This window comes from Nocardioides acrostichi (assembly GCF_015319165.1).
GTDB lineage: Bacteria > Actinomycetota > Actinomycetes > Propionibacteriales > Nocardioidaceae > Nocardioides > Nocardioides acrostichi.
This window is the reverse complement of record NZ_JADIVZ010000013.1, coordinates 93,165-105,206: the sequence shown is the minus strand read 5'-3', so window position 1 is coordinate 105,206 and position 12,042 is coordinate 93,165. Positions and strand designations below refer to the sequence as shown.

The window sequence follows — 12,042 nt, the reverse complement described above, 5'->3', positions numbered from 1 at the left end:
TATCTATCCGAGGAGTCCATGGCCCTGCTCGCCGACACCATGGATACTGAACACCGTGCCGCCATCAACAGCGGCGAGTAGGGCACCGAGGACCACCTCAAAGCCCACCACCCAACGGGGCTCTGTCACTGCGGCTACGCACGACGACGTCGAGGAACGCACGCGTTGCCGTCAAGCGTTACCGGCAAACGACAGCGAGACCACAAGTACTGGCGACATGCAAGAACCCCCGATGCCTACGGCAACGGGGGTCAGCGTGATGAATTCTTCTGGTGGCTCCTCCCAGATTCGAACTGGGGACACAAGGCTCTTCAGATCGTCTCCGACCCCTGTTGAAACACTCCCGACCCCCGTCGTACGAGCCCTATGGTCACGTACGAGACGCATGATCCTCGGACACGTTGCCGTCAACGGTTGCCGTCAGAATCTCGCAGCGCCAGCACACGAGGTCGAGCACCACGCGCCTGAATCTCGGCTCGATCAACTGGTGGCCGAGCGCGAAGCGTGGCGGGCAGCCCTCACAGCGATCAGACTGCGCGAACTCTAGCTCTCCCAGCGACTACTCCCTGCCACTCAGCTCGATGAACAGGCAGGTGGAGACCGTGCCGCATGAGCTTCCTGAACCGATTCCTGTCCCGTCGCCGAGGAGGTCACCTCATGTCCCAGCCCGTCTATGACCCAGCGCCACTCGCAGTGGCGTACCTACGGGTCTCCACCAAGGACCAGGCCAGCCGCGGTGGCCTCGCCGAGGGACTGTCCATCCCGGCTCAGCGCTCCGCGATCAAGGCCAAGGCCGACGCCATCGGAGCACAGATCGTCTGCGAGTTCGCCGACGCTGGCGAGTCCGGCCGCTCCGCCGACCGGCCCCAGCTGCAGGAGATGTTGACCTACCTGCGGGAGAACCCCGTCGACATCGTGCTGGTGCACAAGATCGATCGTCTCGCCCGCAGCCGAGCCGACGATGTGACCATCAACATGGCCATCCGCCAGGCCGGCGCCCGGCTGGTCTCGGTCACCGAAAACGTCGACGAGACACCTCAGGGGCAGCTCGTGCACGGCATCTTCTCCGCCGTCGCCGACTTCTACAGCCAGAACCTCGCCCAAGAGGTCGTCAAGGGCATGGAGCAGAAGGTGCGCAGCGGCGGCACCCTGAGCCGCGCCCCAATCGGCTACCAGAACATCCGCACCACCGTTAACGGCGCCGAAGCCCGCCAGGTGCAGATCGACGACGACCGCGCCGACCACGTCCGCTGGGCCTTCACCACCTACGCCGACGACCCCGACATGACGCTCACCCGGATGACCGAGCTGCTGGCCGAGCGCGGCCTGACCATCCGCGCCACCGCCAAGCAGCCCGAGCGGACCCTGCAGCGCAGCCACGTCCACCGGATGCTGACCAACCGCTATTACCTCGGCTACACCACCTTCCGCGGCGTCGAGTACCCCGGCAACCACCAGCCCCTCATCCCCGAGGACACGTTCCAGCGCGTCCAAGACAAGCTCGATCGCAACCGCGGTGGCGGCAACCGCGAGCGCAAGCACCTGCACTACCTCAGCGGCACCGTCTACTGCGGCGTGTGCGGGTCCCGGATGATCTACAGCGTCAACACCGGACGACGCGGCACCGCCTACGAGTACTACCTCTGCGCCGGACGCCAGACCAAGACCCGCAAGTGCCACATGCCCGCCCTGCCCGTCGAGCGCGTCGAGAAGGTCGTCGAACAGACCTGGCGAGCCGAGCATGCCGTCTGGCGCACCGAGGCCCTGCCCGCCATCCGCGAACGCCTCACCGAACACCTGCGCGCCATCCGTGATGACACCGCCCGCAACACGCTCACCTTGCAGCGGCAGATCGACAAGGTGCAGCGCGATCGCTACAAGTGGGCCGAGAACGCCATGGACGGCGTCGTGCCCGCCGATATCGCCCGCGAGAAGCAAGCCGCGCTCGCCCGCCAACTCGTTAATCTCGAAGCCGAGCTCAAGGCCTTTGAGGCAGCCGGCATCGACACCGACGCCACCCTCGAGCGGGTCATCGATCTGATCAGCGACCCAGCCCACGCCTACGCCGAGTGCAACCCCGGCCTGCGTCGCACCTACAACCAGGCCTGGTTCACCCGGATCTACATCGACGCCATCCCCGAGGACCGCCACCGACCGCTACGGGCCGATGCCGAGCGGACGATAATCGCCGACGCACTCGAGGCCAGCCGCGTCCTCACCGTCGCCGAACTGAGAAACGAAACAGCGAGCCCCGAAGGACTCGCTGTTGTCAGTTCGCTCCCGCTTCCCCGTGCAGGGGGTTTGATTAGTGAACCTTTGGTGGAGCTGAGGGGATTCGAACCCCTGACCTTCTCATTGCGAACGAGACGCGCTACCAACTGCGCCACAGCCCCAGTGCGCCCGAGGGCGCGGAGCGCAACGCTAGCACCAGGGTCGGCGAGGGCCGAATTCGGCCGCGGCGCACTCAGCAGGCGACGATGCGGCTCTCGACCTGGGCGAGCACATCGGGTGTGATCTCGTGCAGGTCGTGGTCGGCGGAAGCGTGGCCGGCGACCTCCGCGAGCAGCGCTTGCCTCGTATCGTTCTCGAAGCGGGCGCTGCAGCCGGGCATCACGTCGCCACAGGCGAGCTTGAAAGGCATGGAGGATCCTCGGGAGTCGGTGCGGAGGCGTCCGGAGCCACGAGACGGACCCAGAATACGGTGGTGGTGTCGTCCTGCTCGACGCCGATGGTGCCGCCGTTGGCGACCACCAAGGCACGCGCCAGGTAGAGCCCGACAGTAACCCCGGTGGAGTCGTCGTTGTGGTCGAATGGCTCGAAGAGTGCGGTGAGCAGCCACGGCGGGATCGGCGGGCCGCGCCGCACCACCTTCACCTCGACCATCGAGTCACCCGGCTCGACCTCGATCGTGCGGCGTGCGGGTTCCACCAGGCCGGCGGCGTCCCACAGGTCGCGCAGCACCCGGGCCAGCATGCCGCGGTCGCCCACGACCTCGACCGCGGCGTCCATCGCCTCGATGCAACCCAGCGGGAGCCCGTCGACCAGGCTGCCGACCCGACTGACCTGCGGCGTCACGCTGAGCCGCCCCAGGGCCGCGGTCGCCAGGTACTGGGCGTCGTCGACGCGGTGCGAGAGCACCTCCAGGGCGTTCACCAGCCGGGTCACGGCGGTCACGGCACGCTCAGCGGGCACTTCACCCTCGGCGAGCATCGAGGCCCAGCCGCGAGCCCGCGCCAGCGGCGTGCGCAACTCGTGCGAGAACGCAGTGAGAAAGCGGTCGCGCTGCGCCGCCACCAAGTCGTCGGGGCGGTTGGTCAGGTGCGCGGCGCCGGCCTCGATGAAGCCGCCGACCCACCGGTCCAGCAGCGCCTGCTCGAACCCCAGACGCTCGGCCACCTCGGGTGATGTCTCACCGGCCAGGACAGCCAGCACGGCGACGACGCGCGGATCCTCGGGCGCGGACCACCCGCCCGGCAGCACGCTCGGCTTCTCCACTGACCCTCCCGCGAAGGCCAGAGTACGCGCGCCCTTGCGGCCAGGTCTCAGGATCCGCTGGCGCGGCGCTGGTCGTCCTGCTCGCCTCGATCTGGCTTCTGCCGCTGGGCGTCCGCCTCGCGGGCGAGCGCGGCGTCGGCGTCGGTGCGCCCGGAGGTCCACACGCCGGTGGAGTCGAGGTCGATGGTGCGCACCGTGCGGCGGGCCGCCCGCGGCTTGGTGACATAGGTGGGCAGCTGCACCGGCAGCGGATCCCACAGACCCTCCTGGTCGGCGGCCTCGGCGTGCGCCCGGGCCTGCGCCTGCTGGGCGGGCGCGGCCTCGTGGGCCGCGGGCGCCTCGGCCGCCAGCGGTGCCTTCACGGCGGGCACGTCGGCGGTGCGGTCGTCGTCGTGACCACGACCGGGCCCGGACGGCGGGGTCGCACCCGGCCGCACGATGTCACCGGTGTCGGTGATCGCCGGGCCGGGGATGCGGGCCAACGGGCCCGCGAGCCCGCGCTCTCGCCGCACCATCAGCCGGCAGGCGACCAGCCAGGCCACCAGCATCGTGACCGGCACCGCGAGGTACCACCAGTGCACGACCGAGAGACCCGCGAGCAGCGTGACGGCGACGATCGCGCCCAGCAGGGCGAGCAGCACCCTGCGGCGTTTGCGAGCGGCCCGGTTGGCGGCCTCGCGACGCTGGTCGGCGGTGAGAACCCGCGGCGCGGGCGCCTCGACCGCCTCGGAGGAACCGGCCTTACGCTCCACGAGCGGCACCGACGTACGGCGCCCAGGCGTCACGACCAGCCGCGAGTCGGAGCGGTTGAGCGGCTCTCGCCGGGCCAGCACCCGCATCGTGTGCGAGAAGCGGTCGACCGACCGGCTGCGCACGACCTCGTCGTGGTGCTTGATGGCCTTGGGGACCAAGTAGACGGCCCAGGCCACGGCTAGGGCCACGAAGATCAGCGCGCTCAGGTCCACGGGTCACAAGGCTAGGCCCGCTACCGCACGCCGCTCCGGATGTAAACCCGTGTGTCGCGGATCAGTCAGGAGAGCCGGGCAGCCGGGCGACCATCCGACCCACACCCAGATCCTCCTTCGTGATGGCGAACAACCGGTGGTCGCGCCAGTCGCCGTCGATGTGCAGGTAGCGCGGCGCGTATCCGATCTCCCTGATGCCCAGCTTCTCGACGACTCGCAGGGAGTTGGAGTTCTCGGGCCGGATCGCGATCTCCAGGCGGTGCAGCCCGAGCCGGGAGAAGCAGTGGTCGATCACGAGTGCGACGGCCAGCGGGGTGATGCCACGACCGGCGTAGCGGCGGTCGAGCCAGTAGCCGACGGACGCCGACCGCGCGGAGCCCCCGACCACGTTGTTCACCGTCACCTGACCGGCGAACCGACCGTCGACCTCGACGACGAACGCATAGGTGGTGCCGCGGCGGGCCTGGCGCCGCAACTGCCAGACCAGCCGGGCGAACGACATCGGTCGGGGGTGGTCACCCGGCGGCGGGGTGGCGTCCCACGGGATCAGCCACGCGGCGTTCGCCTGCCGCGACCGGCGCCAGGCGGTGGCGTCGGAGTAGCGCAGCGGCCGCACCCGCAGATCGCCGGCCCGCAGGATGGCGGGCCAGGCGCCGGGCGCGAGCCGGGTCGTCAATGGTCGCTCCCCACGATCTGCTCCGCGGCGTGCACGACCACGTCGGCCAGCACCAACAGCCCGTCCTTGACCCCACCCCGCGAGCCGGGCAGGTTCACCACGAGGCACTCCCCCGCGACTCCGGCGACCCCGCGAGACAGCATCGCCGTCGGGATGCCCTGCTTGACGCCGTGGGCGCGGATCGCCTCGGCGATGCCCGGCACCTCGCGATCGAGCAGCGGACGCGTCGCCTCGGGCGTGCGGTCGGTCGGCGTCAGGCCCGTACCGCCCGTGGTGAGGACGACGCGAGCACCCGCCGCGACCGCGGCACCGATGGCCTCGCCGACGGGAGCACCGTCGGGCACGACGGCCGGGTCACCGACCGTGAACCCCCACTCGCGCAGGGCGTCGACGATCAGCGGGCCGGTCGTGTCGTCGTACACGCCGGCCGCAGCGCGGTTCGAGGCCACGACAACTGCGGCAGACAGCCCGTGGGCGTCGCCGCTGCTCACGGTCGGGTCCAGTCGCCGGAGCGGCCGCCGGACTTCGCCTCGACCCGCACATCGGCGATCACCGCTGCCTTGTCGACGGCCTTGACCATGTCGATCACCGTGAGCGCGGCCACCGAGACGGCCGTGAGGGCCTCCATCTCGACGCCGGTGCGATCGGTGGTCCGCACGGTCGCGGTGATCTCGACCGCGTCGTCGGCGACCTCGAGGTCGACCTCGACGCCGGAGATCGCGAGCGGATGACACAGCGGGATCAGCGCCGGCGTCTGCTTGGCGCCTTGGATGCCCGCGATGCGCGCGACCGCGAGAGCGTCGCCCTTCGGCACACCCTCGCCGCGCAGCAACCCGACGACCTCGGCGGAGACGAGCACCCGACCGGACGCGGTCGCGGTGCGGGCGGTGACCGCCTTCTCCGACACGTCGACCATGCGCGCGGCGCCACGCTCGTCGACGTGGGTCAGGCGGGGTGCATCCTGCGACGGGTCCATCAGTGACCGCCTTCGAGCCCGCTGTCGAGCGGGATGACGTCGACGCTCGACCCGGCGTCGAGCGAGGTGGCGTCCTCGGGCACGACGACGAGGCAGTCGGCGTTGGCAAGGTCGCCGACCAGGTGCGACCCGGCGCCGCCCACGGGCGTGACCGTGCCCTCGTCGGGCTCGAGGTGGCCGCGCAGGAACTGGCGGCGACCGGCGGGCGAGCCGACCCGATGGGTCAGCCGCGCCCGCACGACGGGGCGCGAGGCGGGCTCGAGGCCCATCATCGTGCGCAGCGCGGGAAGCACGAACATCTCGAAGGAGATGTAGCTCGACACCGGGTTGCCCGGCAGCGTGAAGATCAGCGTGTCGTCGTCTCCGACGCGACCAAAACCCTGCGGCTTGCCCGGCTGCATGGCCACGGGCCCGAACCACACGGTGCCCAGCGGGCACAGCGCCTCCTTGACGACGTCGAAGTCGCCCATCGACACCCCACCCGAGGTGACCACGACGTCGGCGCGCACGAGCTGGTCCGACAGCGCGTCGAGGAACGCCTTGGGCTGGTCGGGCACGATGCCGACCCGGTAGGCGATGGCTCCGGCGCGACGCGCGGCCGCGGCCAGCAGGTAGGAGTTGCCGTCGTAGATGGAGTCGTGGCCCAGGGGGTTGCCGGGTTCGCGCAGTTCCGAACCGGTGGAGAGGATGACCACCCGCGGCCGCGGACGCACCGCGATGCGCGCCCGGCCGGCCGAGGCGAGCAGTCCCAGGTGCCGTGGACCCAGCACGGTGCCGCGCTCGATCAGCAGGTCGCCGACCGAGACGTCGTCGCCGGCGCTGCGCACGTGCTGGCCCTCGTCGGGCGCGGCGTCGATGCGCACGTGCGCCACGCCCCGGTCGGTCCACTCGTACGGCACGACTGCGTCGGCGCCGCTCGGCATCGGTGCGCCGGTCATGATCTTGGCGGCCGTGCCGGGCGGCAGCGCGAGCAGCTGGGCGTTGCCCGCGCCGATCTCGCCGACCACCGGCAGGTGCACCGGTGACTCCTCGGTCGCGGTCACGACATCCTCGCGACGCACGGCGTAGCCGTCCATCGAGGAGTTGTCGAAGGGCGGCAGCGCGACGTCGCTGACGACGTCCTCGGCGGCCGCGAGACCGAGGGCGTCCATGATCGGCTGGGGGTAGGCGGGCAGGGGCTCGACTGCGGCGAGGATGCGTTCGAGGTGGGCGTCGACCGAGATGGGGTCCATGGGGCGGCCGGCGTCAGTCGGCCGAGGTGAGCACGGTGCCGGGCGCGACGCGGTGGCCCGCCTCGCCCTCGACGGTGACGTCGCCGACGATCTCGACCCCGGAGCCGAACGTCACGTCGCCGTTGACGCGCAGCGAGCTCGCCTTGCGCAGCGACGGGGCGCCTTCGGGGAAGTGCTTGTCGAAGTCGCCGACGAGTTTGTAGTGCGCGGGGTCGAGGTCGATGAACGGCACGTCGTGGCCGGCCTGGTCGAGCACGAAGTCGTCACCGAGGTCGTAGACGTCCGATCGCAGCACCAGCAGGTCGTTGGTGGTCTTCACCGGCACGAAGCGAGTCCGCTCGACCTCGATCAGCCGAGCACCCTCGAACACCTCGATCGCCGAACCCATCGCGGTCTCGACCTGGATCACCTCCGGCGAGGACTTGTCGCCGGGGTCGACGGTCTTGGTGTTGCGGATGAGCGGCAGCCCGAGGATGCCCTCGCGCTGGTCGAGCACCGTCTTGAGCGAGGCGAGGTCGATCCAGAGATTGTTGGTCGAGCAGTACCGGTGCCGCTCGAGGTCGGCCAGGGCCTCGGCGTCCTCGGGCAGGGTCTGCGCCGTCTCGCGCAGCACCAGCCGGCCGTCGGCCTTGCGGCGCGCGAAGTGCCCGCCCTTGCGGTCCGACGCCGTGCGCCGCACCGCCTCGATCGCGAACGGCGCGCCGCTCTCGGCGAACCAGCCGGCGAGCTTCGGGTCGGGCACGGCGCACAGGTTGTCGGAGTTCGACACGAAGACCCGCTCGTAGCCGGCCACGATGAGCTCGTCGAGCAGCCCCGTGCCGCGCAGCGCGGTGTAGATGTCGCCGTGACCCGGCGGGCACCACTCGAGGTCGGGATCCTTCGGCCAGCTCGCCGGGCTCAGGTCGGAGGCCAGGAGCTTGGGCTCCTTGTTCTGGAGGAACTCCAGCGGCAGCCCCTCGACCGGCAGGTCGGCGTAGCGCGCGAGCGCGGCCATCGTGTCGTCGGAGGTGCGGAAGCTGTTCATGAACAGCAGCGGCAGGGTGGCGTCGTAGGTGGTGCGCAGGTGCAGCACCTGCCGGGCGATCAGGTCGAGGAAGGAGAGCCCGCGACGTACGCACAGCAGCGACTTGGCGCGGTCCATGCCCATCGAGGTGCCCAGACCGCCGTTGAGCTTGATGACGGCGGTCGTGCGCAGCGCGGCCGCGGCGGCCTCGTCGGGAACCTCCAGGTCGGCCAGGCGCTCGATGTCGACCGGCTCGATGGCGGACTCGGGGATCATCCCCGTCTCACCGTGCTCCAGCAGCCGGTAGTAGTGCGCGAACGTGTCGATCGCGACCTCGTCGACTCCGGCGTCGGCCATCTTCGCCCGCGCCGCCTTCAAACCGGGGGAACCCATGCCGGCGATCGTAGGCTCCCGACGTGGGCTCCGCGCAAACTCCTGCCAAGACGGCCGTGCGGGACCGACTGCTCACCACCCGGCGTCGGCGTCCACTGGCCGAGCGCAACCAGGCGTCCGCCGCGCTGCGCGACGTGGTACTGGCCGCCCCCGAGGTGCGGGGCGCCGCGACCGTCGCTGCCTATGTGTCGGTGGGCACCGAACCCGGCACCGGCCTCCTTCTCGACGCCCTGCTCCGGGCCGGACGACGCGTGCTACTGCCGGTGCTGCTCCCCGACGGCGATCTCGACTGGGCCGTGCACACCGGCGACCGCGACCTCGTCACGGCATCTCGCGGGCTGCTCGAGCCGCGCGGACCCCGTCTCGGTCCCGAGGCCGTGGCCACCGCAGACGTGGTGCTGGTGCCGGGAGTCGCGGTCGACGCCGAGGGCTTGCGCCTCGGGCGCGGGGGCGGCAGCTACGACCGGGCGCTGGCCCGGGTGCCCGTCGGCACGTTCACGTGCGTGCTGCTCTACGACGACGAGCTGGGGGTCGAGGTGCCGGGTGAGCCCCACGACCGCCGGGTGCTGGCCGCCGCGACGCCGTCGGGCGTCATCCGGCTGGCGGACGGAGGGTGAGCGTCTCCCGTCCGGCGTCGGCGAGCGCGGAGCGGCCGAAGAGGAACGGGAGCATCTGGCCGGCGGCGTAGAGCGGGGTCTGGTCGTCGTAGTGGTCGGACTGCTCGTGCCCGGAGACGCCGGTGAGGTCGATCCAGACCGAGGCGTCCCAGTCGCCCGGCGTGGCGACCATCCGCATCGACGGCGCCGTGGTCACGGTGAAGCCTCGGGTCGCGTCCCAACCGGTGGCGTCGACCGAGCCCGGCCCGCCGCCGAGACCGCCGCCGTCGCGGTCGAGCAGGTCGTGGGCGGTGTCACCGAGCAGCCCCTCGGTCGGCGGCAGCGCCGAGGTGAGCTCCAGCCGGTGCTGGTGCCCCCAGGTCCAGTTCTCGGCGTCCCGCGCCTGGAGCCGGGTCAGGTCGTCGCGGGCCGCGAGCATGGCGGCCCGCACGATGTCGTCGCGGCGCTCGACCTGGAGCGTGTCGACGTCGTCCCACCACGGATCGTTCGGGCGGGCCAGGAGTCCTTCCATCGCGGCGTACCAGCGCTCGCCGCCGTCGGGGCGCGCGGCCGAGTACGCGGGCTCGGGCAACTGGTCGTCGAAGGTCCGGGCGAGCAGTTCTCGCCACACGGCGTTGAAGTACGCCGCCGCGGCCGACTGCTCCCCCTCGGCCGGCTGCGAGAGATCCCAGTCGGCCAGCAGCCGCTGCCCGTCCTGCTCGTATCCGGCCGGCAGGTCGACGTCGAGCAGCACCGGCAGCAGGGCCGAGGCGAACGGGCTCTGGGTGTCGGTCTGTATCGCGACCATGTCGTCGACGTCGAGGTCGTCGCGTCCCTCGAGCAGGTCGGCGATGCGGCGGGCTCGGTAGGCGGGGTCGGGGTCGGCGGTGAGCAGATACGGGTAGTCGTCGCCCACGGCGCGCTGGTTGGCCGCCACGACCACGCCGTCGGCCGGGTCGGTCACGAACGGCAGCGCCGAGTACGGCACCGGGTCGTCGGCCCAGACGTTCTCCGGGCGCCACCCCGCCTGCGGCCGGGTGCCGTCACCCGACAGCCGCACCGGGATGTCGCCGGCCGCCTGGTAGCCGATGTGACCTTGCGCGTCGGCCCAGACGATGCTCTGGCCCGGGGAGGCCCACGACGCCGCGGCGCGACGCACGTCGTCGCCATCGGTCGCGAGGTCGAGCCCCAAGATGGCGTCGAGGGTGGCCGACGGACGCAGCCCGGCCCACGACACCGCGACGCCCAACTCCTCGGCGCCGGCCTGGGATCCAGCTTCGGTCGGCAGCGCGGCACCAGCGTCGGGCAGCACGTCGGTCACCAGCGGGCCGTGGCGGGTAGCGCGCACGGTCACGGAGACGTCGGGCCCGTCCGCCACCTGGATCCGCTCGGTGCGCTCGCGCAGCGGTCGCCAGCGGCGCCCGACCTGAACGCGGTCGCCACGAAGACGCTCGACGAAGAGGTCGGTGACGTCGGCGTCGAGATCGGTCAGGCCCCAGGCGACGTCGGCATTGTGGCCGATCATCACGCCGGGAAGGCCCGGCGAGGAGAAGCCCGCGACGTCGAGCGGGCAGGAGCGCGAGACCGTCTCGCAGTGCAGCCCGATCTGCATCCACGGCCCCGGGATGCTCGTGCGCAGGTGCGGGTCATCGGCCAGCAGCGGCTTGCCGGAGGCGGTGTGGTCGCCGGAGACCACCCACGAGCCGCTGCCCACGCCGTCGCCCCGGCCGACGGTCTGCGGCAGTCGGTCGAGGGCACGACCCGCCCGCGTCACCGCCGTGAGGAAGGGGGCGCGGCGCGGGTTGCGGGTGCCGCCGCGCACGGCGTCCGGCTCGAACTGCTGGTCGACGACCACCCCTTGACCGACGATGGGCTCGGCGCTCGCGCCGAGCTGTGCCGAGGGGTCGAGCACCCGAGCGGCCATGCGGCGTCCGACCGCGCCCGTGACTAGGGCGCGCTCGATGTCATCGTGGGCGCCACCACCCAGATCCCAGGCCATCTGCGTCAGCCAGGCCAGGGAGTCGACGGGCGACCAGTCCTCCGTCCGGGGGCCGCCGCCGCGCAGGTCGAGCAGGGTGTACTCGATGGAGAGGGTCGCGGGTGAGCGGGTGTCGAGGTAGGCGTTGACGCCGCGGGTATAGGCCTCCAGGAACGCGCGGGTCTGCGGTGAGAGCAGCCCCAGCTCGCGCTCGGCCACGCGGCGCAGACCGAGGGTGCGGGCGGTCTGGTCGCCGGGCACCGCGTCGGCTCCGAACAGCTCGGCGAGCCGCCCGCTGGCGGTGCGGCGCCGCACGTCCATCTGGAAGAAGCGCTCCTGGGCGGTCACATACCCCTGACCCATCGCGAGGTCGTCGAGGGACTCGCCGTAGACCTGCGGCACCCCGTGCTCGTCGCGCACGATGCGCACGGGTGCGTCGAGTCCGGCCACCGTCTCCGTCCCGGAGCCGTCGGGCAACGGACGCCGCAGCACGCCGATCGCGATCGCCGCACCGGCCAGCAGCACCAGCACGAGCCCGACCGCCGTCCATGCCGTGAGGCGGAGGGCCGCGGGCAGCGCTTGGAACTCCTGCCAGGCCCGCGCGACGACTCGCCCGGGGCCCGGACGCGAGGAAGGTCGCGGCTGCTCGGTGTCGCTCATGACCCGGCCATTGTGCCGGGTCTGGATGGTCGCGGCCGACCGGCTACCATTGGCACTCGCACGACGAG

10 protein-coding genes, 1 tRNA gene and 1 pseudogene are annotated in these 12,042 nt (G+C 71.6%); 2 read left to right on the top strand and 10 right to left on the bottom strand.

Annotation, left to right across the window (positions count from 1 at the left end; all coding sequences use genetic code 11):
• Positions 1 to 609 precede the first annotated feature (609 nt).
• Positions 610 to 1,671: pseudogene (locus ISG29_RS21895) on the top strand (recombinase family protein); the annotation flags it as partial.
• A gap of 646 nt (positions 1,672 to 2,317) precedes the next feature.
• Here ISG29_RS21895 and ISG29_RS18390 read toward each other — a convergent pair.
• The 9 genes from ISG29_RS18390 to ISG29_RS18350 all read right to left on the bottom strand — a co-directional run bounded on the left by ISG29_RS18390 (position 2,318) and on the right by ISG29_RS18350 (position 8,740).
• Positions 2,318 to 2,393, bottom strand: a tRNA-Ala gene (locus ISG29_RS18390).
• A gap of 71 nt (positions 2,394 to 2,464) precedes the next feature.
• Complete coding sequence (locus tag ISG29_RS18385) at positions 2,465 to 2,641, bottom strand: DUF1059 domain-containing protein (RefSeq protein ID WP_194504905.1); 177 nt, start codon at positions 2,639 to 2,641, stop codon at positions 2,465 to 2,467.
• A complete protein-coding gene (locus ISG29_RS18380) occupies positions 2,611 to 3,495 on the bottom strand; it encodes a histidine kinase dimerization/phospho-acceptor domain-containing protein (protein WP_194504904.1) in 885 nt (294 codons plus the stop codon). The genes ISG29_RS18385 and ISG29_RS18380 overlap by 31 nt, the downstream gene beginning before the upstream one ends.
• 47 nt (positions 3,496 to 3,542) lie before the next feature.
• A complete protein-coding gene (gene sepX / locus ISG29_RS18375) occupies positions 3,543 to 4,460 on the bottom strand; it encodes a divisome protein SepX/GlpR (RefSeq protein ID WP_194504903.1) in 918 nt (305 codons plus the stop codon).
• Positions 4,461 to 4,521: 61 nt separating this feature from the next.
• A complete protein-coding gene (locus ISG29_RS18370; protein ID WP_194504902.1) occupies positions 4,522 to 5,136 on the bottom strand; it encodes a GNAT family N-acetyltransferase in 615 nt (204 codons plus the stop codon).
• On the bottom strand, positions 5,133 to 5,627 hold the full coding sequence (locus tag ISG29_RS18365; protein WP_328829790.1) for a MogA/MoaB family molybdenum cofactor biosynthesis protein: 495 nt from the start codon (positions 5,625 to 5,627) through the stop codon (positions 5,133 to 5,135). Before ISG29_RS18365 ends, ISG29_RS18370 begins: the two co-directional genes overlap by 4 nt.
• Positions 5,624 to 6,112, bottom strand: a complete 489-nt coding sequence (gene moaC, locus ISG29_RS18360; RefSeq protein ID WP_194504901.1) for a cyclic pyranopterin monophosphate synthase MoaC — start codon at positions 6,110 to 6,112, stop codon at positions 5,624 to 5,626. The genes ISG29_RS18365 and moaC overlap by 4 nt, the downstream gene beginning before the upstream one ends.
• Positions 6,112 to 7,344 (bottom strand): molybdotransferase-like divisome protein Glp, encoded by a 1,233-nt coding sequence (gene glp / locus ISG29_RS18355; RefSeq protein WP_194504900.1) that lies wholly within the window; start codon positions 7,342 to 7,344, stop codon positions 6,112 to 6,114. Before glp ends, moaC begins: the two co-directional genes overlap by 1 nt.
• Positions 7,345 to 7,357: 13 nt before the next feature.
• Positions 7,358 to 8,740 (bottom strand): UTP--glucose-1-phosphate uridylyltransferase, encoded by a 1,383-nt coding sequence (locus ISG29_RS18350; RefSeq protein ID WP_194504899.1) that lies wholly within the window; start codon positions 8,738 to 8,740, stop codon positions 7,358 to 7,360.
• 23 nt (positions 8,741 to 8,763) lie between these two features.
• On the opposite strand from ISG29_RS18350, the gene ISG29_RS18345 reads away from it, so the two are divergent.
• The gene (locus ISG29_RS18345; protein WP_194504898.1) at positions 8,764 to 9,357 is read left to right on the top strand and encodes a 5-formyltetrahydrofolate cyclo-ligase; all 594 of its coding nucleotides are present in this window, start codon (positions 8,764 to 8,766) and stop codon (positions 9,355 to 9,357) included.
• Here ISG29_RS18345 and ISG29_RS18340 read toward each other — a convergent pair.
• Positions 9,332 to 11,974 carry a penicillin acylase family protein gene (locus ISG29_RS18340; protein WP_194504897.1) on the bottom strand — a complete coding sequence of 881 codons (2,643 nt, stop codon included), beginning with the start codon at positions 11,972 to 11,974 and terminating at the stop codon, positions 9,332 to 9,334. The two genes, ISG29_RS18345 and ISG29_RS18340, sit on opposite strands and share 26 nt — an antisense overlap.
• Positions 11,975 to 12,042: the final 68 nt, after the last annotated feature.

Excerpts from the sequence above, each read along its gene's own strand:
- ISG29_RS18385 (WP_194504905.1), bottom strand. The coding sequence starts at position 2,641 with ATGCCTTTCAAGCTCGCCTGTGGCGACGTGATGCCCGGCTGCAGCGCC.
- moaC (WP_194504901.1), bottom strand. The coding sequence starts at position 6,112 with ATGGACCCGTCGCAGGATGCACCCCGCCTGACCCACGTCGACGAGCGT.
- glp (WP_194504900.1), bottom strand. The coding sequence starts at position 7,344 with ATGGACCCCATCTCGGTCGACGCCCACCTCGAACGCATCCTCGCCGCA.
- ISG29_RS18350 (WP_194504899.1), bottom strand. The coding sequence starts at position 8,740 with ATGGGTTCCCCCGGTTTGAAGGCGGCGCGGGCGAAGATGGCCGACGCC.
- ISG29_RS18340 (WP_194504897.1), bottom strand. The coding sequence starts at position 11,974 with ATGAGCGACACCGAGCAGCCGCGACCTTCCTCGCGTCCGGGCCCCGGG.